This window comes from Streptomyces sp. R11 (assembly GCF_041051905.1).
In the GTDB taxonomy this organism is placed as follows: domain Bacteria; phylum Actinomycetota; class Actinomycetes; order Streptomycetales; family Streptomycetaceae; genus Streptomyces.
The window spans coordinates 8,729,758-8,752,758 of the sequence record NZ_CP163432.1 but is presented as its reverse complement, the minus strand read 5'-3'; the positions used below and the strand labels follow the sequence as shown (position 1 = coordinate 8,752,758).

At 71.1% G+C, this 23,001-nt stretch carries 19 protein-coding genes; 10 read left to right on the top strand and 9 right to left on the bottom strand.

Annotated elements, in window-relative coordinates; translation table 11 throughout:
• Positions 1-29: 29 nt before the first annotated feature.
• Complete coding sequence (locus AB5J55_RS40420) at positions 30-3,404, bottom strand: pyruvate carboxylase (protein ID WP_369275403.1); 3,375 nt, start codon at positions 3,402-3,404, stop codon at positions 30-32.
• A 257-nt stretch (positions 3,405-3,661) separates the two neighbouring features.
• Here AB5J55_RS40420 and AB5J55_RS40415 point away from each other — a divergent pair, with 257 nt between their 5' ends.
• Both AB5J55_RS40415 and AB5J55_RS40410 read left to right on the top strand, forming a co-directional pair.
• Positions 3,662-5,740, top strand: coding sequence for a SpoIIE family protein phosphatase (locus AB5J55_RS40415; RefSeq protein WP_369275402.1), 2,079 nt, complete (start codon positions 3,662-3,664; stop codon positions 5,738-5,740).
• A gap of 150 nt (positions 5,741-5,890) precedes the next feature.
• Positions 5,891-8,338 (top strand): SpoIIE family protein phosphatase, encoded by a 2,448-nt coding sequence (locus AB5J55_RS40410; protein WP_369275401.1) that lies wholly within the window; start codon positions 5,891-5,893, stop codon positions 8,336-8,338.
• A gap of 42 nt (positions 8,339-8,380) precedes the next feature.
• Here the strand turns inward: AB5J55_RS40410 and AB5J55_RS40405 are convergent, their stop codons facing one another.
• Entirely contained in the window at positions 8,381-8,902 is a 522-nt protein-coding gene (locus AB5J55_RS40405; protein ID WP_369275400.1) for a PadR family transcriptional regulator, read from the bottom strand.
• Between the two features lie 85 nt (positions 8,903-8,987).
• Between AB5J55_RS40405 and AB5J55_RS40400 the strand changes: the two genes are divergently transcribed.
• Positions 8,988-10,427 carry a carotenoid oxygenase family protein gene (locus AB5J55_RS40400; protein WP_369275399.1) on the top strand — a complete coding sequence of 480 codons (1,440 nt, stop codon included), beginning with the start codon at positions 8,988-8,990 and terminating at the stop codon, positions 10,425-10,427.
• Positions 10,428-10,517: 90 nt separating this feature from the next.
• On the opposite strand, the gene AB5J55_RS40395 is transcribed toward AB5J55_RS40400, so the two are convergent.
• Genes AB5J55_RS40395 through AB5J55_RS40385 form a run of 3 tightly spaced genes read right to left on the bottom strand, consistent with a single transcriptional unit; the run spans position 10,518 to position 11,853 of the window.
• Positions 10,518-10,919: a cytochrome b/b6 domain-containing protein gene (locus AB5J55_RS40395; protein ID WP_369275398.1), complete on the bottom strand. Its 402-nt coding sequence runs from the start codon at positions 10,917-10,919 to the stop codon at positions 10,518-10,520.
• A 9-nt stretch (positions 10,920-10,928) separates the two neighbouring features.
• Positions 10,929-11,054: a hypothetical protein gene (locus AB5J55_RS40390; protein WP_369275397.1), complete on the bottom strand. Its 126-nt coding sequence runs from the start codon at positions 11,052-11,054 to the stop codon at positions 10,929-10,931.
• Positions 11,055-11,058: 4 nt separating this feature from the next.
• Positions 11,059-11,853: an SDR family NAD(P)-dependent oxidoreductase gene (locus AB5J55_RS40385; RefSeq protein ID WP_369275396.1), complete on the bottom strand. Its 795-nt coding sequence runs from the start codon at positions 11,851-11,853 to the stop codon at positions 11,059-11,061.
• Between the two features lie 289 nt (positions 11,854-12,142).
• Between AB5J55_RS40385 and AB5J55_RS40380 the strand changes: the two genes are divergently transcribed.
• The 4 genes from AB5J55_RS40380 (at position 12,143) to AB5J55_RS40365 (ending at position 16,394) form a co-directional block, all read left to right on the top strand.
• Positions 12,143-13,042 (top strand): DMT family transporter, encoded by a 900-nt coding sequence (locus AB5J55_RS40380; protein ID WP_369276434.1) that lies wholly within the window; start codon positions 12,143-12,145, stop codon positions 13,040-13,042.
• A 184-nt stretch (positions 13,043-13,226) separates the two neighbouring features.
• Complete coding sequence (locus AB5J55_RS40375) at positions 13,227-14,693, top strand: aldehyde dehydrogenase family protein (protein WP_369275395.1); 1,467 nt, start codon at positions 13,227-13,229, stop codon at positions 14,691-14,693.
• A gap of 91 nt (positions 14,694-14,784) precedes the next feature.
• On the top strand, positions 14,785-14,910 hold the full coding sequence (locus AB5J55_RS40370) for a hypothetical protein (RefSeq protein WP_369275394.1): 126 nt from the start codon (positions 14,785-14,787) through the stop codon (positions 14,908-14,910).
• Positions 14,907-16,394, top strand: coding sequence for an APC family permease (locus AB5J55_RS40365; protein WP_369275393.1), 1,488 nt, complete (start codon positions 14,907-14,909; stop codon positions 16,392-16,394). Before AB5J55_RS40370 ends, AB5J55_RS40365 begins: the two co-directional genes overlap by 4 nt.
• Before the next feature lie 48 nt (positions 16,395-16,442).
• On the opposite strand, the gene AB5J55_RS40360 is transcribed toward AB5J55_RS40365, so the two are convergent.
• From AB5J55_RS40360 to AB5J55_RS40350, 3 genes are all read right to left on the bottom strand, one after another.
• On the bottom strand, positions 16,443-17,945 hold the full coding sequence (locus AB5J55_RS40360) for a HEAT repeat domain-containing protein (protein WP_369275392.1): 1,503 nt from the start codon (positions 17,943-17,945) through the stop codon (positions 16,443-16,445).
• 148 nt (positions 17,946-18,093) lie between these two features.
• Positions 18,094-18,648: a hypothetical protein gene (locus AB5J55_RS40355; RefSeq protein ID WP_369275391.1), complete on the bottom strand. Its 555-nt coding sequence runs from the start codon at positions 18,646-18,648 to the stop codon at positions 18,094-18,096.
• A 156-nt stretch (positions 18,649-18,804) separates the two neighbouring features.
• Complete coding sequence (locus AB5J55_RS40350) at positions 18,805-19,806, bottom strand: ArsR/SmtB family transcription factor (protein ID WP_369275390.1); 1,002 nt, start codon at positions 19,804-19,806, stop codon at positions 18,805-18,807.
• Between the two features lie 255 nt (positions 19,807-20,061).
• On the opposite strand from AB5J55_RS40350, the gene AB5J55_RS40345 reads away from it, so the two are divergent.
• Both AB5J55_RS40345 and AB5J55_RS40340 read left to right on the top strand, forming a co-directional pair.
• Positions 20,062-20,436 carry a peptidase inhibitor family I36 protein gene (locus AB5J55_RS40345; RefSeq protein ID WP_328419724.1) on the top strand — a complete coding sequence of 125 codons (375 nt, stop codon included), beginning with the start codon at positions 20,062-20,064 and terminating at the stop codon, positions 20,434-20,436.
• Positions 20,437-20,446: 10 nt separating this feature from the next.
• The gene (locus tag AB5J55_RS40340) at positions 20,447-20,842 is read left to right on the top strand and encodes a peptidase inhibitor family I36 protein (RefSeq protein ID WP_369275389.1); all 396 of its coding nucleotides are present in this window, start codon (positions 20,447-20,449) and stop codon (positions 20,840-20,842) included.
• A gap of 104 nt (positions 20,843-20,946) precedes the next feature.
• Here AB5J55_RS40340 and AB5J55_RS40335 read toward each other — a convergent pair whose 3' ends face one another.
• Positions 20,947-21,180: a hypothetical protein gene (locus AB5J55_RS40335; protein WP_369275388.1), complete on the bottom strand. Its 234-nt coding sequence runs from the start codon at positions 21,178-21,180 to the stop codon at positions 20,947-20,949.
• Positions 21,181-21,419: 239 nt separating this feature from the next.
• Between AB5J55_RS40335 and AB5J55_RS40330 the strand changes: the two genes are divergently transcribed.
• Positions 21,420-22,997 carry an MFS transporter gene (locus tag AB5J55_RS40330; RefSeq protein WP_369275387.1) on the top strand — a complete coding sequence of 526 codons (1,578 nt, stop codon included), beginning with the start codon at positions 21,420-21,422 and terminating at the stop codon, positions 22,995-22,997.
• The last annotated feature ends 4 nt before the right edge of the window (positions 22,998-23,001 follow it).

Sequence of the window (23,001 nt, the reverse complement as noted above, 5' to 3'; positions counted from 1 at the left end):
GCCCCTGAACTACCGCCCTTGAAGGCCGCTCAGGCGAGTTCGACGAGGAGGTCGCCGCCCTCTACCTGCTGGATGGGATTGATGGCGAGCCTGGCAACCTTGCCGGACTTGGCGGCGGTGATCGAGGCCTCCATCTTCATCGCCTCGATGGTGGCCACCGTGTCGCCGGCCGCCACCTCGTCCCCCTCGGCGACCGTGAGGGTCACCACGCCGGCGAACGGTGCCGCGACGTGGCCGGGGTTGGCACGGTCGGCCTTCTCCGTGACCGGGACGTCGGAGGCCGCCGCCCGGTCGCGGACCTGGATGGGCCGCAGCTGGCCGTTCAGGGTGGACATCACGGTGCGCATGCCGCGCTCGTCCGCGTCGCCGACGGCCTGCAGCTCGATCAGCAGCCGCACACCGCGCTCGAGGTCGACGGAGTACTCCTTGCCGGGGCGCAGTCCGTAGAAGAAGTCCTTGCTGTCGAGGACGCTGGTGTCGCCGAACGTGTCGCGGTGCGTGTCGAACTCGCGGGTCGGGCCCGGGAACAGCAGCCGGTTGAGCGTCGCCCGCCGGTCCTTCGCCAGGCCCTCGCGGTCGTCGGCGTTCAGCTCCTGGACCGGCTTGGCCTCGGCGCGGCCCTGCAACGCCTTGGTGCGGAACGGCTCGGGCCAGCCGCCGGGCGGGGTGCCGAGCTCGCCCCGCAGGAACCCGATGACGGAGTCGGGGATGTCGAACCTGTCCGGCTCCGCCTCGAAGTCCTTCGGGGAGACGCCCGCGCCCACGAGGTGCAGCGCCAGGTCGCCGACCACCTTCGACGAGGGGGTGACCTTCACCAGGTGGCCGAGCATCCGGTCGGCGGCGCCGTACATCGCCTCGATCTCCTCGAAGCGGTCGCCCAGGCCCAGCGCGACCGCCTGGGTACGCAGGTTGGAGAGCTGCCCGCCGGGGATCTCGTGGTGGTAGACGCGGCCGGTCGGCGAGGCCAGACCCGCCTCGAAGGGGGCGTAGACCTTGCGGACGCTCTCCCAGTACGGCTCCAGGTCGCCGACGGCCTGGAGGTCGAGGCCGGTGGGCCGGTCGGAGTGGTCGGTCGCGGCCACGATCGCCGACAGGGACGGCTGGGAGGTGGTGCCCGCCATGGACGCCACCGCGCCGTCCACCGCGTCCGCGCCGGCCTGGATGGCGGCGAGGTAGGTGGCGAGCTGCCCGCCGGCGGTGTCGTGGGTGTGCACGTGGACCGGCAGGTCGAACTCCCTGCGCAGGGCCGACACCAGCGTCGCCGCGGCCGGGGCACGCAGCAGGCCCGCCATGTCCTTGACGGCCAGCACGTGGGCGCCCGCCTCGACGATCTGCTCGGCCAGGCGCAGGTAGTAGTCCAGGGTGTACAGGCGCTCCGACGGGTCGGAGAGGTCGGAGGTGTAGCACAGGGCCACCTCGGCGACGGCGGTTCCGGTGTCCCGTACGGCGTCGATGGCGGGCCGCATCTGGGCGACGTCGTTGAGGGCGTCGAAGATGCGGAAGATGTCGATGCCGGTGGCTGCCGCCTCGTGCACGAAGGCGTCGGTCACCTCGGTGGGATACGGCGTGTAGCCCACGGTGTTTCGGCCGCGCAGCAGCATCTGCAGGCAGATGTTCGGCGCGGCTTCCCGCAGGGCCGCCAGGCGCTCCCACGGGTCCTCGGCGAGGAAGCGCAGGGCGACGTCGTAGGTCGCGCCGCCCCAGCACTCCAGGGACAGCAGCTGGGGCAGGGTGCGCGCCACCACCGGGGCGACGGCGAGCATGTCCTTGGTGCGCACGCGCGTGGCGAGCAGCGACTGGTGGGCGTCGCGGAACGTGGTGTCGGTGACGCCGATGGTCGGGGACGCGCGCAGCCAGCGGGCGAAGCCTTCCGGGCCGAGTTCGGCGAGCCGCTGCCGGGACCCGGCCGGCGGCTCACCGGCCGGCAGCGCGGGCAGCTTGGTCAACGGCTCGAGCAGGTCGGGCCGTTCGCCGTGCGGCTTGTTGACGGTGACGTCGGCCAGGTAGGTCAGCAGCTTCGTACCGCGGTCGGCGGAGTGGCGGGAGGTGAGCAGGTGCGGGCGCTGCTCGATGAACGAGGTGGTGACCCGGCCGGCCTGGAAGTCGGCGTCGTCCAGCACCGCTTGCAGGAAGGGGATGTTGGTGGCCACGCCGCGGATGCGGAACTCGGCCACGGCGCGCCGGGCGCGGCCCACCGCGGTGCTGAAGTCCCGGCCCCGGCAGGTGAGTTTGACCAGCATGGAGTCGAAGTGCGCGCTGATGTCCGTACCGGCGTGGGTGGTGCCGCCGTCGAGGCGGATGCCCGAGCCGCCCGGCGAGCGGTAGGCGCTGATGCGGCCGGTGTCCGGGCGGAAGCCGTTGGCGGGGTCCTCGGTGGTGATACGGCACTGCAGCGCGGCGCCGCGCAGCGTGACGGTCTCCTGGGCGAGGCCGAGGTCGGCGAGGGTCTCGCCGGCGGCGATGCGCAGCTGCGACTGCACCAGGTCGACGTCGGTGACCTCCTCGGTCACGGTGTGCTCGACCTGGATGCGCGGGTTCATCTCGATGAAGACGTGGTTGCCGTCGCGGTCGAGGAGGAACTCCACGGTGCCGGCGTTGCGGTACCCGATCTGGCGGGCGAACCGCACGGCGTCGGCGCAGATCCGGTCGCGCAGCTCCGGGTCGAGGTTCGGCGCGGGCGCCAGCTCGATCACCTTCTGGTGGCGGCGCTGCACCGAGCAGTCCCGCTCGAACAGGTGGATGACGTTGCCCTGCCCGTCGGCGAGGATCTGCACCTCGATGTGGCGGGGCTCGACGACCGCCTTCTCCAGGAACACCGTGGGGTCGCCGAACGCGGACGCCGCCTCACGGGACGCCGCCTCGATGGACTCCCGCAGCTGGGCGGGGCTCTCGACGCGGCGCATGCCCCGGCCGCCGCCACCTGCGACCGCCTTGACGAACACGGGGAAGCCGACGTCGTCGGCCGCGCGGACCAGTTCGTCGACGTCGTTGGAGGGCGCGGACGAACCGAGCACGGGTACGCCGGCCTCGCGGGCGGCTGCCACCGCGCGGGCCTTGTTCCCCGTCAGCTCCAGGATGTCCGCGCTCGGTCCGACGAAGGTGATGCCCGCTTCCTCGCAGGCCCGGGCCAGATCAGGGTTCTCGGACAGGAATCCGTACCCCGGGTACACGGCGTCCGCTCCGGCACGGCGGGCCGCGCGGACGATCTCCTCCACGGAGAGATAGGCCCGCACCGGATGTCGGGGCTGGCCGATCTCGTAGGCCTCGTCGGCCTTGAGCCGGTGCAGGGAGTTGCGGTCCTCGTGCGGGAAGACGGCGACGGTGCGCGCGCCCAGCTCGTAGCCTGCGCGGAACGCACGAATCGCGATCTCCCCGCGGTTGGCGACCAGCACCTTGCGGAACATTCTTGATCCCTTCAGCCTTGCGGTGACGGAGCACCCATGGTGTCGGCGGTGCCCCTCTCACGCCATGTGAGCCGGGCCACTCGCGATCTCCCCTCTCACCTGCCCAGGTTCCGCGACCTGTCACAGCGCACCACCGGCACCTGAGCGGCCGGACGGGCCTACGCTGTCCTTGAGCCTCCCGTGGTCAAGGGTGGCGGCGGTCCGTCGCGGACCCTGGGGTCGCGGTGGGGCCGGTGCCGGGTAAGCGAGGTGCCCCTATGACCAGCGCCAGTCCCTCCGGTGCGCATGCGCACGACGCGGTCGGCGAAACGCCGAACCCGGACACGTCCGCGGTGGGGCACCCGGGGGTGTTCCAGGATCTGCTGCCGCTCGCCCTGTGGGTGGCCGATTCCGAGGGACGCATGGCGCAGTGGTCGCTCGCCGCACACGACCTGCTGGGACACACCCCGGAACAGGTGGTGGGCCAGGAGGTCAACCGCGTCCTCGTGCCCGAGGAGAACCGCGACCTGGCCGATCGGCTCACCCGGTCCGTGCAGGCGGGCGCGGCGGTGGTCGCGCGGCTGCCGGTCCGGCATCGGGACGGGCATCTGGTCGACATGGACATGTGGATCTGTCCCATCGCGGACGGACCGCAGCGCACGGGTGTGATGGCCATCGCGGCGGAGACCACCGCTGTGGAGCAGATGCGTGATGCGCTGGCGGCTCTGGAGGGACTGTTCACCCAGTCCCCGATCGGCTTGGCCATGCTCGGCTCCGACCTGCGTTTCCTCCGGGTCAACCAGGCGCTGGCCCGCATGGACGGCGTGCCGGTGGCAGAGCACGTCGGCAGGCGTGTGACCGAGGTCGCCCCTGGCACCGACGCGCTGGAGTCGGTGATGCGGCAGGTCCTCGACCGGGGCGAGGCGGTGGTGGACTCCCGCCACTCCGCTACCAGCACGAAGAAGCCGGGACTGGTTCGGACGTGGTCCTGCTCGTACGCGCCCCTGCTCGATGGCGCCGGCCGGCGGATCGGACTGATCGCTTCGCTGATCGACATCACGGAGGGGCAGCACGCCCATCTGGAGGCGGAGCAGGCGCGGCGGCGGCTCGCGCTGCTGGCGGAGGCGGGCACGCAGATGGGTTCCACGCTGGATCTGAAGCAGACGGCGCAGGAGGTGGTCCGCGTCCTGGTGCCCCGGTTGGCCGACTCCGCCGATGTGCAGTTGCTGGAGGAGGCGGTGGCCCCGGACGAGACCGCGGCATCGGCGCACGGCGTGGTGCGCCGCGCCGCGGCGTCCTTCACCGATCCGGCCGCGCCGGCCGACGAACTCGCCGTCGGCATGACCCAGCAGGTCCCGCCGGACTCGGTGTACGAGCGGGTCATCACGCAGGGCCGGCCCATGAACCTGTTCCTGTCCGACATCGGCCCCATGATCACCGACCCGGGCGTCGACCGGCTGCGCGCCTACCTGCGTACCCATGTCGGCGCGGCGCGCCTGATCCCGCTGGTGGCCCGCGGCAGCGTGCTCGGCGCGGTCGTCGTCACCCGGACCCGGCAGCGCGGACCGTTCGACGACCAGGACACGCTGCTGATCGACGAACTGGTCGCCCGGGCGGCGCTGAACATCGACAACGCGCGCATGTACAGCCGGGAGCGCGACGCGGCCCTCACCCTGCAGCGCAGCCTGATGAACCCCGTCCTGCCTGTCGTCGACGGGCTGGAACTCACCGCGCGCTATCTGCCGGCCGGTGACCACGGGGTCGGCGGCGACTGGTTCGACGCCGTCGCCCTGCCGGACAGCCGGACCGCCCTGGTGATCGGGGACGTGATGGGGCACGGCATCCACGCGGCGGCGGTCATGGGGCAACTGCGCACCGCGGTACGGACCCTGGCCCGCCGGGAGCCCGCCCCCGACCAGGTGCTGCCCGCCCTGGACGCCGTGGTGGCGGATCTGGGCGACAACGAGATGGCCACCTGCCTGTACGCCGTTCACGATCCGCGGACCGGCCGCTGTCTGATCGCCAGGGCGGGGCACCCGCCGCCCGTGGTCGCCGACGAGCGCGGAACTGTCACCTTCCTGGACTGCCCGGCGGGCCCGCCCCTCGGCGTCGGCCGGAAGGACTGCGAGGTCCAGCAGGTGGTCCTCCCCGTGCACGGCCTTCTGGTGATGTACACCGACGGCCTGATCGAGACCCGCGGCTCGGACCTCGACCAGGGCATGCGCCGGCTGGCACAGGCGCTGCGGCATCCCGGCCGCCCTCTGGCGCAGGTCTGCGACGACCTCCTGGCCCATGTCATGCCCGAGGGAACCGACGACGACGTGGCGGTCCTCCTGGCCCGGGCGCTGCCGCGGTGACCCTGCCCGCCGGACCGTAAGGAGCAGCTTCCGAGGCACGCTGTGCCCGTACACCCGATACTGGGACTGAGCCGCTGCCAGGCATGCCGAACGGTAGGAGCGCCCCGGGGCCGCAGCACGGCCCCGCGAACGGCGCGGGACGGGTGGGCGATGAACGACACATCCCCGACGACGCTCAGCGAGAGTCCGGAGGATCCGTTCTCGATCCACCAGTCCGCGTCCGCAGTCGTGGACCGCGGCGGACGGGTCGTCGCCTGGAGCGAGCAGGCCACCACACTGCTCGGGTACCGGGCCGACGAGGTGCTGGGCCGAGCGGTCCGTGAGGTGCTGGTCGACAGCGGGGACGAGTCCATGACCGCCTCGGCGACTCACGCCTGCCTGCGTGATGGCGGCTGGTTCGGGGTGCTGCCGGTCCGGCACCGCGCCGGCCACCGCGTGTACGTGGGGTTCAGGGCCCGGTGTGTGCAGCGGCTGGACTCCAGCGTCGAGTGGCTTCTCGTCGGCTCACGGGCCGAGGACGTCATCCAGTGGGAGATCGACGGGGCCGTGCTGGACGGCCTGTTCAGCCGGTCGCCGGTGGGTGTCGTGGTCCTCGGTCCGGATCTGCGCGTGCTGCGGGTGAACCGGGCGGTCGCACGGTTCGGCGGGCTGGCGCCCGAGGAGTACCGCGGGCGTCGCGCCGCCGAGTTCCTCTTCGCCATGGACGCGGAACTCGCCGAGACCAAGCTCCGGTCGGTTCTGGAGACGGGCCGGCCCGTGATCTTCGCCGAGCAGCCGGCCCGGCTGCTGAGCGACCCGCGCAAGGAACTGTTCATCTCCATCTCCGCCTTCCGGATGCAGGACCCGTCCGGAAAGGTGCTGGGCGTCACCGAGATCGTCGAGGACGTCACCGACCGCCATCGGGCCCGTCGCCGGCTCGCGCTGCTCAACGAGGCCGGCGCCAGGATCGGCAGCACCCTGGATGTGGCCACGACGGCACGTGAGCTGGCCGAGGCGGCGGTTCCCGAACTCGCCGACGCCCTCTCGGTGGATCTGCTGGAGCCCGTGACCCGCGGTGAGGAACCGGCACCCGACGCCAGGGGCCCGCTGCGCAGGATGGCGGTCCGCAGCATCCGGTCCGATGCGCAGAAGGTGATGCATCCCGTCGGCCATCAGTTCAACTTCCCCGACCGGACGGCACCGGCACGCTGCCTGGCCGAGCGCCGGCCGATCCTGGAGGCCACCCTGGATCCCGACTCCGGATGGTTCGCCGCCGAACCGACCCGGGCCGAACAGGCGCTCGCGATGGGCGTCCACTCCTTGATCGTGGTGCCGCTGACCGCGCGAGGCGTCATCCTCGGCCTGGTCTGCCTGTGGCGCTCCCAGCGGCCGGAGCCCTTCGAGGAGGACGACCTCACCCTGGCGGAGGAGTTCGCCGCCAGAGCCGCGGTCTGCATCGACAACGCCCGCCGCTACACCCAGCAGCACCAGGCCGCGGAAGCCCTCCAGCGCAGCCTGCTGCCGAGTGAGGTGCCCGAGCACCCGGCGGTCGAGACCGCCCACCGCTATCTGCCCGCGCAGGCCTCCGCCGGGGTCGGCGGCGACTGGTTCGACGTCATCCCGCTGTCGGGACTGCGCGTCGCGCTGGTCGTCGGCGACGTGGTCGGTCACGGCATGCACGCCTCGGCCACCATGGGCCGGATGCGCGCCGCCGTGCGCACCTTGGCGCACCTCGACCTGGATCCGGACGAGGTCCTCGCCCGACTCGACGACCTGGTGGACCAGTTGGCCACCGAACAGCAGCAGATCGATGCGAACATGCCCCAGATCCTTGGCGCGACGTGCCTGTACGCAATCTACGACCCCGTCTCCCGGCACTGCGCCATGTCCCGCGCGGGTCACCCGCCGCCGACCGTACTGGGGCCGGACGGGCAGGTCCGCCCGGTCGACCTGCCCGCCGGACCACCGCTCGGCCTCGGCGGGCTGCCGTTCGAGACGGCAGAGCTCGAACTGGAGGAGGGCAGCCTGATCGCTCTGTACAGCGACGGTCTCCTCCTGGCCGACGATCGCGACATCGACCAGGGCCTGGCCCTGCTGCGTACCGCGCTGTCCGGTCCTGCCCAGTCGCTGGAGCACACGTGCAAGGCGGTGGAGGACGCGATGCTGCCCGACCGGTCCGCCGACGACGTCACGCTGCTGCTGGGCCGGACCCGGGTGCTGGCGGTCGAGCAGGTGGCCACCTGGGAGTTGTCGGCCGAGGCCACCGCGGCCGCCCGGGCCCGGGCGCTGGTGACGGACCGGCTGACCGAGTGGGGGCTGGAGGAGTGCGCCTTCACCACCGAACTCATCGTGAGCGAGCTGGTCACCAATGCCTACCGGTATGCCGGCGGCCCGGTCCTGCTCCGGCTGATCCGTAACGGCCAGCTGATCTGCGAGGTCTCCGACAGCAGCAGCACCTCGCCCCATCTGCGCCAGGCCAGCAGCACCGACGAGGGCGGACGCGGCCTGTTCCTGGTGGCCCAGCTGGCCGAACGGTGGGGCACGCGCTACGGCCGCAACAGCAAGACCATCTGGGCCGAGCAGCCGCTGCCGGAGCCCCCCGCGGAGTCGGACACCTGACCTGCCACGACGGGCGACCGGCAGCGCGGGACGCGCGGCGGCTCAGGTCTCGGCGAGGATCCCGGGCAGCTCGTCCATCCACTCCAGGACGGCTTCCTCGTAGCGCAGCCCGAAGGCGAGGGTCGCCCGCTGGTACGCGTCGAGTCCGTCGGCCGCGACGCGTTCCCGGTAGCCGGCCAGTCGGCTCTCGTGCACGGCACGGTGCTCGGCGACGAAGTCCAGCAGCCGCTCCCGGTCCACGGCTGAACCGAACGCGATGGTGAGCAGCAGCGGGTAGCGGATCTGCTCGGTGCCCGGCGGGCGGGTGACCCACTCGGCGAACGCCGCGCGGCCCTCGTCGGTGAGCCGGTAGGGCTGCCGTGCCCGCGGTCCGGCCGGCCCGGCACGCACCAGGCCACGATCCGCCAGCGTGGCCAGCTCCCGGTACACCTGGCTGCGGGTCAGGGTCCAGAAGTCGCCGATGAGCCGCTCGGCGAGTTTCACCAGTTCATAGCCGCTGGCCTCGCCCGCGTGCAGGAATCCCAGCAGCGAGGCCGCGCTCGCGTTGAGTTCGGTACCGGGCATGAACCTTCCCTTGACATTCCACTGTGGACTGTGCTGGCCTTGACGACGTACACAATAGTCCACTGTGGACTGTGGGGTGATCCGCATGAACACGGAGAAGGGTTACGCGGCCGGGTTCCGCACCCTCGACACCGAGGTCAGCGACCGGCAACTGCCCGTGGAAGGCACCTTGCCGACATGGCTGCGCGGCAGTCTGCTGCGCAACGGCCCGGCACGCTTCGAGGCCGGGAACGGAGCCGCCGGCAGGGCGTTCCGGCACTGGTTCGACGGCCAGGCGATGCTGCACCGCTTCGCCTTCACCGACGGCCAGGTCACCTACACGAACAAGTTCGTCGACACACCCAGCAGCAGGGCCGCGCGCGATTCGGGCCGGATCGCCTATCCGGAGTTCGCCACCGACCCGTGCCGCTCGCTGTTCGCCCGCTTCTTCAGCGTCTTCTCCCGTCCGGAGGTGACGAACACCAACGTCAGCGTGGCCCGTTTCGGTGAGCGCTTCGTGGCGCTGACGGAGACACCGCTGCCTGTGGAGTTCGACCCCGAGACGCTCGCGACCGCCGGTGTCGTCGGCTACGAGGACGCGCTGAAGGGCCGGCTCACCACCGCCCACCCGCACCAGGACCCCGGCACCGGCGATCTGGTGAACCAGCTGACGCACTTCGCGCGGCGCAGCGAGTACCGCGTCCACCGCCAGCCGACGACGGGCACGAGGCGCGAGCTGATCGGCCGTCACCCGGTCACCAGGCCCGGGTACATGCACAGCTTCGCGATCACCGGCCGGTACGTCGTCCTGGCGGAGTTCCCGCTCACCGTGAACCCGCTCGCTCTGCTCCTCAGCGGCAGGCCGTTCATCGAGAACTACCGCTGGGATCCCGAGCGAGGCACCCGCTTCATCGTCTTCGACCAGCGCGAGGGCGGCGTGCGCGGGGTGTACGAGACGACGGCGTGCTTCGCCTTCCACCACATCAACGCCTGGGAGGACGCGGACCGCGACGGCGACCTGGTGCTCGATCTGTGCGCCTACTCCGACGCCTCGGTGATCGACGCGCTCTACCTGGACAGGCTCCGGGCCGGCCGGGGCATTCCGGTCTCGTATCCCACCCGCTTCCGGATCGGCCTGCGCACCGGCAGCGTGGAGACCGAGCGGCTGGCGGAGGAGTCCATGGAACTGCCGCGCATCGCCTACGAGCGGCACAACGGGCGCGACTACCGGTACGCGTACGGCGTGAGCTCCCTCGACGGCCGCGAGGACGACTTCATCAACCAGCTCGTCAAAGTCGACACCCGGACGGGCGGGACCAGGACCTGGCACGAGGACGGCTGCTACCCCGGCGAGCCGGTCTTCGTCCCCGCCCCGGACGCGGCCGACGAGGACGACGGTGTGCTGCTTTCCCTGGTCCTCGACTCCGCGAACGGCTCCTCGTCCCTGCTGGTCCTGTCCGCCCGGACGCTCGACGTTGTGGCCAGGGCGCAGGCCCCGCACCTCGTGCCGTACGGCTTCCACGGCCTGTTCACCGGCCGCGCCTGACTCCGGCCGCGCCTGACTTCCCGTCGGACAGTGCTGACGGGCGTCAGAGCATGCGGCCGAGCAGACGGTCACGATTGATCAGCTGATGCTTCAGCACCAGTCCGGCGTGCACGCGAGCGCCGCGCAGAGGACGATCTGGGCCGCGACATGGACGCCGAGCAGGTCCTCGCCGCCGGACAGCAGCAGTGCGAGACCGGTGACGGGTACGGCGAAGGTGGCCACGTACAGGGCGGTCTCGGTGCCGTGCGCGAGGCTGCGCCCCCGGACGGTCAGGGTCGGCGCCCACGGAGGCAGCGGCGTGGCCAGCCGCCAGGCGAGGCGTGCGGCGGCGAGCAGCAGCACGGTGGCGCCCAGGACGACGTGCACCGTCAGCAGCGCGTCGTCGCCGAAGGAATCGTAGCCGTCCTCCCCGTCTCCGCCCCGGCCCCGCCCGTGACCCGAGCCCTCACCACGCCTGCGGCCATGTCCCCGCCCGCGGCCGCTGTCGTCCACGTCGAGCAGCTAGCCCACGGTGAACTGCACCACGATGGCTGCGAACACCAGCCGGTGGAGCGTCTTGGTGACGAGCCCATAGCCGTGCGGACCGTTGCGCAGCGGGTAATAGCCCATGCCTCCAACCCCGCACATTCCGTCACGGCAGGATGGAGTCGACGTACCCGCCGTCCACGCGTACCGCGCCGCCGGTGGTGGCCGAGGCCTGGTCCGAGCTGAGGTAGACCGCCATGTTGGCGATCTCCTCCGGTTCGATCAGCCGTTGCAGCAGGCTCTGCGGCCGGTGCTTGCGCATGAACGCCCGCTGGGCCTCGTCCCAGGGCAGGTCACGGTCGACCAGTTCGTAGACGAAGTCCTCCACGCCGCCCGTGTGGGTGGGCCCGGCGATGACGGAGTTCACCGTGACGCCCGTGCCGGCGGCGTGCTTGGCGAATCCCCGGCTGACCGCGAGCAGCGAGGTCTTGGACATGCCGTAGTGGATCATCTCGGCCGGGGTGACGATCGCCGAGTCGCTGGCGATGTACTGCACGCGTCCCCAGCCGCGTTCGGTCATGCCCGGCAGGAACAGCCGTGTCAGCCGTACGGCGGACAGCACGTTCACCTCGAAGTAGCGCCGCCACTCCTCGTCGCTGATCTCCAGGGGATCGGCCGAGCCGAAGATGCCGAGGTTGTTGACGAGGATGTCCACCTCGGGCAGCGTCTCGGCCACTTGGTCCGCGCCCTCCTGCGTGGTCACGTCCGCCGGCACCGGCACCCATTCGGCGCCGGGCACCTGCTTGGCCAACTCGGCGACGCTCTGCTCGACGCGCTCCGGGTTACGGCCGTTGACGCCCACCCGGGCCCCCGCGCGGGCCAGTCCGGCGGCGATCGCCGCGCCGATTCCCTGGGTGGAACCGGTGACCAGTGCCGTGCGGCCCTTCAGATCGATCTGCATGCCTGGCAGCCCCTTTCACATACGGATTCGGTCGCTGTGTACCCGGCGAGATTACTTGCACACGCGCACTACAGGCAATCGCTCGCATTGAACGAACGCAATCGAGTTGTGAAGGGCAGCTGGAAGGGCAGTCGACGAAGGCGCGTCGGCGAAGAGGCGTGCGCCGGCAGCCCCGGTCTCCGATCGCGCCCGAGCCCCCCTCCGGCCACCATGGCCGAAGGAAGCCAGTCGGCGTCACGCACCCGCCGATCCGGGAGGTGGCGCCCGCCGGTCCGGGAGGTGACCCAAGCTGCACACTCCGCTCTCGGTGCTCTTCGCGATGTGCGCGGCATTGAGCAATGCCGTCGCGACGGTGCTGCAGCGCAAGGCGGCGCTCACCGTGCCGAGCTCCAAGGGGTTCCGGGCCGGGCTCATCCTCGACCTGCTGCGACGCCCCGTCTGGCTGGCCGGCATCCTCGCGGTGATCGCCGCCGCCGTCTGCCAGGCGCTGGCGCTGGCGACCGGCCCGCTGACGATCGTGCAGCCGCTGTTCATCCTGGAGCTGCCGCTCACCCTCATCGTCGCGTCGCTGCTGATGCACCGGCGTCTGCCGGGCAGGGGCTGGCTGGCCGTGGCGGTGGTGGTGGCCGGGCTGGCGGTCGCGCTCGCCGCCGCCTCCCCCAGTGGCAATCGCACCCACGTGGCACTGGAGCGCTGGATTCCCGCGCTCGCCGTCTGCATGGGCCTGGTCGCCGGCCTCGCTCTCGCCGCCCTGCGCCGCCCGGAAGGCCGAGCCCGGGCGGCGTGCCTGGGTGCCGCGACGGCGATCAGTTACGCCGTGACCGCGGCGCTGATGAAGGCCGCCACGCACATCCTCGAGGAGCAAGGGCTCACAGGTTTCCTCTCCGCCTGGCAGACGTACGCCTTCGCCGCGACCGGTGTGTGCGCGCTGTTCCTGCTGGAGAACGCGATGCAGGCCGGCCCGCTGGTCGCCTCGCAGCCCGCGCTCACCCTCGGCGACGCGCTGGTGAGCCTCGCCCTCGGCATCACGCTCTACGAGGAGAGCATCCGCACCGGTTGGTGGCTGCTGCCCCAGCTGTTCGGCGTCGCGCTGATCGCCGCCGGCGTCCTCGCCCTGGCGCGGATTCCGCTCACCCAGGCGATGGTGGCGCCCGACGAGGAGGACCGGGCGGCGGAACGGATGCCGTGAGCGGTGCCCCGTGGCGCACGGCGGCGAACGGCTCCAGAGGGAAGATCCCTAGCCCACCCGGGTCCTCTGGGCCACCCGGACGCAAGCACGGCGGTGCGCCACGTGGCCGACGCCCGCCCGATGGGCCATGTTGCTGACCGTCGAGCCGTGATCGGCACCGGCCGGATGCGAAGGAGGCCCCGCGGTGGGTGAGCTGTACATCGACGGCGAGTGGACACAGGCGACGGCCGGTGGGCGGCGGGAGGTGGTCAACCCCTACGACGCCTCCGTCGTCACCACCGTCGACGAGGCCGACGCCGCGGACGTGGACCGCGCGGTGCGCGCCGCACGGCGTGCCTTCGACAAGGGTGACTGGTCGAACGCTCCGTCCCGCGACCGGGCCGACCTCCTCCTGCGCGTGCGCGACCTGCTGATGCGCGATCAGGAGGAGATCGCCCACACCGAGACACTCGACACGGGCAAGACGCTCACCGAGGCCCGCATCGACGTGGAGGACGTGGCGAACGCCTTCCGCTACTTCGCCGAGCTCGCGGGCAAGGACGGCGGCCGGATCGTGGATGTCGGCCCGGACGTCCTCAGCCGTGTCGTCTACCAGCCGGTCGGCGTGTGCGCGCTCATCGCCCCCTGGAACTACCCGCTGCTCCAGGCCTCCTGGAAGGTGGCACCCGCGCTGGCCGCCGGGAACACCTTCGTCCTCAAGCCCAGCGAGATCACGCCGCTCACCACGATCGCGATGATCCGGCTCATCGCGGAGGCCGGCGCACCGCCCGGCGTAGCCAACCTCGTGCTGGGCTCCGGCGCGACCGTCGGCGCGGCCCTGACCAGCCACGCCGACGTGGACCTGGTGTCCTTCACCGGCGGTCTGAACACCGGACGGGCCATCATGGCCAGCGCCTCCGAGGGGCCCCGGAACATCGCCCTGGAGCTGGGTGGCAAGAACCCCAACATCGTCTTCGCGGACGCCGACTTCGACGCCGCCGTCGACTACGCGCTCGACGCCGCCTTCCTGCACTCCGGGCAGGTCTGCTCGGCCGGTTCGCGCCTGCTCGTCCAGGACTCCCTGCACGACCGGTTCGTCGAGGCCTACGCCGACCGTGCGCGGCAGATCCGGCTCGGCAGCGGCTTGGAGGAGGGCACCGAGAGCGGCCCGCTCAGCTCCGCCGAGCACCGCGAGAAGGTCGAGAGCTACATCGCCATCGGCAAGGAGGAGGGCGCCCGGCTCGTCACCGGCGGTACCCGCCCCGACGACCCCGCCCTGAGCGCCGGCTTCTTCCTGCTGCCGACCATCTTCGCCGACTGCGACCGCTCCATGCGCATCGTCCAGGAGGAGGTCTTCGGCCCGGTCGTCACCGTCGAGCGCTTCCGCACCGAGGACGAGGCGGTGGAGCTGGCCAACGACACCCGCTACGGCCTGGCGGGCGGCGTGTGGACCTCCGACGCGAGCCGCGCCCAGCGCGTCGCCCAGCGGCTGCGCCACGGCACCGTATGGATCAACGACTTCCACCCCTATGTGCCGCAGGCCGAGTGGGGCGGGTTCGGCCGCTCCGGTGTGGGGCGCGAGCTGGGTCCCACCGGCCTGCGCGAGTACCAGGAAGCCAAGCACATCTACCAGAACCTCGCCCCCGCCCGCTCCGGTTGGTTCAAGGGCTGAGACAAGGCAGCACGCCGCTCGCCACCAGGCACGAGGACCAACGACGCAAGGCCGCCTCCCGTGGCACGACGGTCACCGAAGAAAGGCACCCATGGCCCCCACCACCGCGCACATCGCGTACCACCCGGTGGGTACGCGCCGATTGGGCGCCCCCGACGCGCCGAAGGCCGTCATCACCGGCCGCCCCGGCCACATCGAAAGAGAGGTGCAGCGGTGACCGGCACGCAGCCTCCCGCACCGGCCTCCGGCGTCCCCGGAGGGGAACCGGGCTCGGAGTTCCGCAAGGACATGGGCCCCTGGGCCAACTTCGCCCTCGGCTTCACCTACCTCTCCCCGGTGGTGAGCACGTACACCCTCTTCGGCATCGCGATCGTCGACGGCGGACCGCCGATGATCTGGGCGTTCGTACTCGCCGGGTGCGGCCAGTTCCTGGTCGCGCTGATCTTCGGCGAGATCGTCGCCCAGTACCCCATCGCAGGCGGCGTCTACCCCTGGGCCCGGCGGCTGTGGGGCACGCGCTGGGCGTGGATGACCGGCTGGGTCTACATGTGGGCGCTGCTGGTGACCATCACCTCCGTCGCCTACGGCGCCGGCCCCTACATCGCCATCCTCTTCGGCTTCGACGCCACCGTGCACACCACCGTGCTGTGCACGGCCGTGCTCATCGTCGTCGCCATCCTCATCAACTACCTGGGCACCAAGGCGCTGTCGGCCGCGGCCATCATCGGTTTCGCGGGAGAGCTCATCGGCGCCCTCGTCGTCGGCATCTACCTGCTGGTGACCCACCGTCACCACGGCATCGGCGTCATCTTCGACACCTACGGAACCGAAGGAGACGGCTCCTACCTCCCGGCGTTCCTGGCAGCCGCCATCATCGGCCTCTACCAGTACTACGGCTTCGAGGCGTGCGGCGACACCGCCGAGGAGGTCGCCCACCCGGGCCGCGTCATCCCCCGCGCGATGCGCCGCACCATCTACATCGGCGGCGCCGCGGCCACCTTCACCTGTATGTCGCTGCTGCTGTCGGTCACGGATTTCAACGCGATCATCTCGGGCGAGCAGGCCGACCCGGTGGTGACCGTGCTGTACGACGCCATGGGCGAGACCGGGGCCCGGCTGGTGATGGCCGTGGTCCTGATCTCCTTCCTGTCCTGCACGATCAGCCTCCAGGCCGCCTCCGGGCGGCTCATCTACTCCTACGCCCGGGACGAGATGATCGTCGGACACCGGCTGCTGCGGCGGTTCGCCCACGCCCGTGCGGTGCCGAGCTGGGCGCTGTTCGTGTCCGCGGCGGTGCCGCTGCTCATCGCCTTCGCCTCACTGCTCTCCGAGGACGCCCTCACCAACATCGTGTCGTTCGCGATCCTCGGTATCTACGGCTCGTTCCAGATGGTGGTCCTGGCCGCGCTGCGCGCCCGGCTCAAGGGCTGGCGTCCTGCGGGGGAGTTCACCCTGGGCCGCTGGGGCCTCCCGGTGAACATCGCGGCGCTGGTCTACGGCATCCTGGCCATCATCAACATCTCCTGGGCCCGCACGCCGGAGAAGTCCTGGTGGGAGAACTGGATCGTCCTGCTGTGCGGCGCGGTGGTCGTGGGCACCGGCCTGCTCTACATGTTCACCACCCACCACTACGGCCGCAGCGACGCACTCGCCGGCGACGCCGTGCCGGAAAACCGCAGCAAGGCCTCCAAGGCATGGTGACCAGGACCTGATCCACCACGACAGACGCGGTCCCGGTCTGAGCCGCCGTCACGACGAGGCGGGGCCGCGCCCGTCCAGTGCCCCAAGTGCCTCGTCGGCCGCCGCGCGAGTCTCCGCCTCCGCGGCGTCCGAGGCGAGGGCGGTGAGCCGGGCGCGCAGACGCTCCTCGTCCTGCGGCCGGGTCCCGGTGTCCGCCAGCCAGTGGGCGAGGCCCTCCGCGGCGTGGAAGCGGACCGTCTCGTCGGGGTCGTCCAGGGCATGGACGAAGCGCGCCAGATCCTGACCGGTGTTGTCGTCGGTGGCGTTGTACGTGTCCAGCAACGACAGCGCGGCGGCCCGCACCTCGGCCGAAGGGGTGCGGTCCACTGTCCGCCGCAGCGCGGGCAGCGCCTCGGCCAGGCCGATGAGGGCGTTGTGCGTCTTCCAGATCGTGTTCGGATCGGCGACGAGGTGGGCCACCAACGCCTCGGCCACAGCATGGCGTTCCCAGAGGCGAAGCCCCTCCTGCACCAGTGCGTCCAGGCCGGCCACCGCACCCGCTCGCACATCGCCGTCAGGGTCGTCCAGAAGCGGCAGCAGCAGCCAGACGGCGTCCCATCGCCCCGCCTCCCCAACGGCTTTCGCAGCGGCGGCACGCGTACGGCCGGGCAGCGTGGCGTCGATGAGAGCCGAGCGCAGCACCGCGGCGGCGGTCCGCGTCCCCGCGGCTCCCAGCGCGTACGCGGCGGACGGTCCGACGGCGGAATCGGCGAGCCATCGCGTCGCCGGCCCGGTGACCCGTTCCTCGCCCCGTCGGCCGAGAGCGTCCAGCAAGAAGTCCGCGACGTTCGCGTCCCGTTCGTCCTCCAGTGCCCCCACCAAGGCGTCCTGGGTGTGCGCGTCCTCGACGTGGAGCAGCCGACGCGTCACCTCGATCCGCACCTGGGCCGCCGCGTCGCGCAGCCCCGTGATCAACGAATCCAGCAGGCGCACGGTCGAGTGCCTGGGCAGCAGTTGGAGAGCCTGCACGCGAGCGTCCGGTGCGCCCTGTTCGGCCGTGCGGATCAGCTCCGCGCCGACGGCCGGGTCGTCCTGGAAGCGCCACACGAGTGCACGGGCACGTCCCCACACGGCTCCGACCGGGTCGCCCAGAAGTGCCACGAGACCCCGAACATCGCCCGGCACGCCCAGGGCCGCCAAAGCGTCCAGGGCGTTGATCCGCAAGTGATGGTCAGGGTCGCGGAGCAAGCGGGTGTAGGCGTGCACGACCGCCGGGCCGTCGAGTCCGAGCCGCATCGCGGCACGCGAGGCCCGGCGCCGTACCCACGGGTCCTCGTCGCCCATCAGGACGGGCAGCACGGTACGGCCCGCCTCGGCGACCCCGCTCCGCCCGAGCACCATGGCCACGGCCTCACGCACCTCGGGCGCAGGGTCGTCCGCCGATTCGACGAGCACCCACGCGTGTTCGTCCCGTCCGACCCTCCCCAGTCCTTTCGCCGCGGCTGCTCGCCGCCACGTGTCGCCGGTCCTCAACTCCCCTAGAAAGAAGGCGATTTGCTGCTCTGATCCCATGAACACCCCGAGGAATCAGACCAGCGAGCGGGCCGGAGGTTGTACCGGCGCACGGTAGCGGTTGCAGGTCGCCCGGGCCGTCGGCGTGGCTGGCGAGCGGGTTCTCCATACGCGTACTCGCTCTGCCACCGAGACAGGGTGGCGGCTGTCACGCGCCGCCGGATACCTCATTTCCTGCCTCTTGCTCGGCAGTGGACGCCGCCCCTGCGATTGTCCATATCGCCGTGCCCCACAGGGAGAGCGCAGAGGTGAGGCCCACCACGAGGCGAACGGTCCCGTCCGGGCCGTTCGTGAGCCAGACGGTCATGCCCGCCGTCCCGGAAGCGATCAACAGGGCCGCCGGTACTCGCAGTCCGGGCTGCTCGAACACCGCAGCCAGCGGCAGGAAGTGGAGCCCAACGACCACAGCGATCAGCGGGGGAATGAGCACCGGCGCGCCGACCTGGCTGCAGACCACGGCGATGGCGATGATCAGCAGCCACTGAAGCCCGTTGATCTGGTTGAACCGCCGACGTCGTCCAACGGGGAATGGGCCCCCTGCCGATGAGGGAAGCAAACGGCGCGCGGCGAGCATCAACCCCACCGCGACGGCACAGCCGACCACGAGCAGCACATGCCGCATCAACCCGTCGAATCCGCTCGAGCCCAGCAGCCACCAGCCGAGCCCGAACAGCGCGAGGAACCCCACCCCTGACTTGAACATGATCGGGACCCTAGGCGGAGGATCAGCCCGCCGCCCCCCGGATTCTCAACTCGGGGCGAGCCGCGTTGACCGACGTCCTCATCCGCCGCCGGTGCTGCGGTCATGCCTCTTCGAACCAAGCCGCCGCCGAACAGGCGCACATTGTCCGATGCGGCGCTAGCTGCCGACCGTCTGCGCCTCGCGGGACCGGTTCGCTGTCAGGAGGCTGTGGCCCAGGGGTGTGAGGACGTGCAGCACGGTGTTCCGGTCGCGGATCGAGGCGACCAGCCCTGCCTCTCGCAGGATCCTCACGTGCTCGCTGACCGTCGCCGGGGTCACCCCCGCACGCCGGGCCACCTCGCTCGTGGTGCACCCGTCCTCCAGGACTCGGAGCACGGCGGCCCGCCCGTGGCCGAGCAGCCTCGCCAGCGCCCGGGATCCGGTGCCTCCCTGGGGAGGCAGCCACCAGCGGTGAGTGCGGGTGACGGGATAGACCAGCACGGGCGGCAGCCTCGGGTCCGTCAGGGTGATCGGTGTCTGCCAGCAGAAGACGGAGGGCACCAGCAGCAGCCCCCTGCCCTCGAGGCGCAGGTCGCGCTGCAGCGGGTACTCCGTCTCCAGCACGGGCGGCCGCCAGCGCATCGACGGGCCCAGCGTGGACAGCAGCGCGTCGACGCCGCCCCGCAGTATTTCCCGCGCCCGCACCGCGCGGTCGGCCTCGATCTGCGCCCGGACGGCGGACCAGTAGGGGGCCAGTGCGGCGTGGAAGTACCCGTGCAGTGCCTGCCCGAGGTTCTCCAGCGCCCAGGGGTCGCCGTCGGCGAGCGGACGCAACCATCGCGGCGCCGCGGTGAGCACGTTCATCTCCCTGCTCAGCCGTCGGCGAGGCGTGGACAGAATCGCCTGCACGCCCTCCGAGAGCCCCTCGGAAGCCTCTGCCGGATTGAGGAAGTCGGGAAAGCTGCCGCGGGGCGGGGCCAACGCCCGGACGAGGTGCAGCTGTTGCCGGGGCACCCCGTTGAGCCCGGCTCGGGCCTGCGTGCGCCAGACATCGAATACGGCACGTCCCTGGCGCGTCGCCAGCAGGTTCACGCTGAGTACGAGCTCCCACAGCGGGTCGGGTGCGGCGGCGACGCGTGTCCTGAGCAGATCTTGGCGCGTGAAGTGCACTCGGAGCACGGAAATCCATCTCAGTCGGTCACGTGATCAACTGAAGTTTCAGCATGGGATGGTCCTCTCGATACTCGCTGCATTTCGGTGAATCGCGAAATCTCTTTTCACGCCAACTCGCCCGGTTCGCACCGCCGTCCGTGCGCTTAAGCAGTCACTTTCGGCGCGCGCCGAATCACCTGGCAGAAACGGGCGGTGACGGGCAGCCTGAGAGACGTACGAGACCAAGATCTTCGTCATGCCGACCCAGGGGGAAGAAACGATATGCGCAAACGTGCCGCGATCGGGGCAGTGGCCACGGCCGCCTTCGCCACGGTGCTGGTCACCGCGCCGACCGCTTCGGCCGAACCCAATCCGCCCGGCTGTCCGAAGGAGTACTTCTGCGCCTACAGCGGAGAGAACCAGACCGGTCAACTCGTCGTGAAAACCAAGGGGAACTGGAGCGGCAACGTCGCCTTCCGCTCTGCGTTCAACAACGGAAAGGCCTTCCCGGGCGCCGACCATGTCGACGTGACCTACACCGTCGAGGGCGGCACGGAAACGGCCTGTCTGCACTACAACCCGGGCCCCGGCGCCTACAAGGCGAATGCGGTTCCGGGCACCCATGTCGTCAAGGTCGTATGGCGCGGCGAGTGCTGACAACGGAGGGATGCTCATCATGCTGACCGGAAAGCGACTCGCAGCCCTGGGCGCCGGGGCGGTCGCGGCCGCCTTCGCCGGCGTCCTCGCCCTCGCGCCTGCGGCGTCGGCGGAAGCCAACCCGCCCGGCTGCGGGAAGGGCTACTTCTGCGCCTACAGCGGCGCCAACCAGACGGGACGGCTCGTCCTCAAGGTCGCGGGCAACTGGTCCGGCAACCTGGCCGTCGGGTCCATCTTCAACAACGGAGTCGTCTACCCGGGCGCCGACCATGTCGATGTGACGTCGTTCCTCGGCGGTCAGCCGTCGACCGACTGCTTCCACTACAACCCCGGCCCGGGCAAGTACAAGGCCAATGCCGAGCCGGGGCTCACCATCACGCGTGTCGTCTGGCGAGGCGAGTGCTGAGCCGCTGACACCGCACGCACGTGCAGGGCAGGGAGACTTGCTCCGCCTTTGCAGGCGGGGCAAGTCTCGCTTCTACGGCCGGGCGGGCCTGGCGTAGGGCCGCGTCAGGCGTGGTGCGCCCGTCCGGACGCCGGATGAGCCACGCAGCCCCCGATGCCGGCCAGTACCCCGGTGGCGGCGAGCAGCGCCACGGTGAGCCCGGCACGCAGCAGCAGCGTGCCGACTGCCGCGCCGGCGAAGACCGCCCCGAGAGCAGCGGCGCGGTACGGCTGGGAGGTGTCCGGCGTGCCGCCGCCCAGCTCCGAGTGTCTGATCAGGGTGACCAGCCTGCCGGTCACCAACGTGGTGTTCAGGCCAGCATCCGGATCACGATAGGCGAGCGGGCCGGCATCCCCCGTCTGCGCAGTCCTTTTGGAGAGCGGTGCCCGGGCCACGTGGCGCACCCGCACGAGCCGCTTGTGATGCGGTGGCGCCGGACCGGGCGCAGACTGGACGGGTGAGTGGCACCTATCCGGGGCGTGGCGAAGCCGCGCCCGAACATCGGTCGGCACCACGACAGACCTTGGCGCTCACGGCCATGATGTTCGCGGTTGCGATGACGTTCATCGACCAGACCATCGTCGCCATCGCCGCCCCGGACATCGTCCGTGAACTGGGTCTGTCAGCCTCTGGCATGCAGTGGGTGGTGAACGCCTATCTGCTGTCCCTGGCCGCGTTCTTCGCGTTGGGCGGCCGCCTCGCGGACCTCTACGGGCCGCGCCGGATGGTCGTGATCGGCACTGTGGTCTTCGTCGTCTCGTCGGTGCTGTGCGGTTGCGTCCCCGAGGGAGACGCGGCGCAGAGCTGGCTGATCGCCTTCCGGGCCACCCAGGGTTTGGGGGCGGCACTGCTGTTCCCCGCGGCGCTGGCCGTGGTGGTGGCGGTGTTCCCGCGCGAGCGACGCGGACGGGCCCTCGCCCTGTTCTTCGGGATCTCCGGCGCCCTGACGGCCATCGGACCTCTCCTGGGCGGCTGGCTCACGAACTGGACTTGGCGCGCGGTGTTCTGGGTCAACGTCCCGGTGGCCCTCGTGGCCCTGGCCCTCACGGCATTCGCCCACATCGCCGACCGGCGACGACCCGGCACGCTCGACGTCCGGGGTGCCGTCCTGATCGTCGTCGGCATGGGTCTGAGCGTCCTCGGCTTTCAGCAGGCGTGGACCTGGGGGTGGGACAGCGCGGCGACCTGGGCCTGCATCGTCGGCGGTCTCGCGGTGCTCTGCGGGTTCGTCGCATACGAGCGGCGAGTGCACCATCCGCTGATCGACCTGCGCGTCTTCAAGGACCGGGCGTTCACGGTGGACACGGTGGTGCTCTTCTTCGCCATGCTGGCCTTCGTCCCGCTGTTCTTCTTCGCCTCCGTGTACGCCCAGGTGTGTCTGAGTGCCTCGCCGAACCAGGCGGCGCTGTTCCTGCTCTACTTCTTCGCGGGCTTCGCGATCGCCTCGCAGTGGGGCGGCCGGATCCTCGACAAGCAGGGCGCTCGCCCGGCGCTGAAGATCGGCTGTGTCCTGGGCTGCGTCGGCTTCGCCCTGTGGGCCGAGAAACTCACTGATCTGAGCATGCACGACCAGTGGCCGTACGCCGCCCTTGCCGGCGCGGGCATCGGCTTCATCCTCGCCCCCGCCTCCACGGACGCCGTCAACCGGGCGATCGGTCCCTCCTACGGGGAGGTCACCGGAATCACCCAGACGGTACGCAACTACGCGGCCAGCGTGGGCCTGGCCGTCCTCGGCACCGTGCTGACGCACCGCACCAACTCCAACGTGACGCAAACCCTGGAAGCCCGCGGCTTCCCGCCCGACGTGGCGGAGAACGTGGCCCGCAACATCAGTGAGTCCATCACGGGCACGGGCGACAACAGTTCACCCACCGGCACGGGACCTGCCGCAACGGCTCTGCGCGATTCGATGAACGCGGTGCGCATGGACTTCGCCGAGGCCAACCAGTGGGTGTTCTACGGCATGGCCATCGCCCTGGGCATCGGCTTCCTGTGCGCCCTGCGCCACCCGGGCGGGCGCGCGGTGACGCCCACGTACGCGGAATCGGCAACGGCACCGCCCCGGGAAGCGACACAAACCCCCGCGGGGCAGCCCGACCGGCGAACAGGTCCGTGACCTG

Excerpts from the sequence above, each read along its gene's own strand:
- AB5J55_RS40420 (WP_369275403.1), bottom strand. The coding sequence starts at position 3,404 with ATGTTCCGCAAGGTGCTGGTCGCCAACCGCGGGGAGATCGCGATTCGT.
- AB5J55_RS40415 (WP_369275402.1), top strand. The coding sequence starts at position 3,662 with ATGACCAGCGCCAGTCCCTCCGGTGCGCATGCGCACGACGCGGTCGGC.
- AB5J55_RS40410 (WP_369275401.1), top strand. The coding sequence starts at position 5,891 with ATGAACGACACATCCCCGACGACGCTCAGCGAGAGTCCGGAGGATCCG.
- AB5J55_RS40405 (WP_369275400.1), bottom strand. The coding sequence starts at position 8,902 with ATGCCCGGTACCGAACTCAACGCGAGCGCGGCCTCGCTGCTGGGATTC.
- AB5J55_RS40400 (WP_369275399.1), top strand. The coding sequence starts at position 8,988 with ATGAACACGGAGAAGGGTTACGCGGCCGGGTTCCGCACCCTCGACACC.
- AB5J55_RS40390 (WP_369275397.1), bottom strand. The coding sequence starts at position 11,054 with ATGTGCGGGGTTGGAGGCATGGGCTATTACCCGCTGCGCAACGGTCCG.
- AB5J55_RS40385 (WP_369275396.1), bottom strand. The coding sequence starts at position 11,853 with ATGCAGATCGATCTGAAGGGCCGCACGGCACTGGTCACCGGTTCCACC.
- AB5J55_RS40370 (WP_369275394.1), top strand. The coding sequence starts at position 14,785 with ATGGCCCCCACCACCGCGCACATCGCGTACCACCCGGTGGGTACGCGC.
- AB5J55_RS40360 (WP_369275392.1), bottom strand. The coding sequence starts at position 17,945 with ATGGGATCAGAGCAGCAAATCGCCTTCTTTCTAGGGGAGTTGAGGACC.
- AB5J55_RS40355 (WP_369275391.1), bottom strand. The coding sequence starts at position 18,648 with ATGTTCAAGTCAGGGGTGGGGTTCCTCGCGCTGTTCGGGCTCGGCTGG.
- AB5J55_RS40345 (WP_328419724.1), top strand. The coding sequence starts at position 20,062 with ATGCGCAAACGTGCCGCGATCGGGGCAGTGGCCACGGCCGCCTTCGCC.
- AB5J55_RS40340 (WP_369275389.1), top strand. The coding sequence starts at position 20,447 with ATGCTCATCATGCTGACCGGAAAGCGACTCGCAGCCCTGGGCGCCGGG.
- AB5J55_RS40330 (WP_369275387.1), top strand. The coding sequence starts at position 21,420 with ATGATGTTCGCGGTTGCGATGACGTTCATCGACCAGACCATCGTCGCC.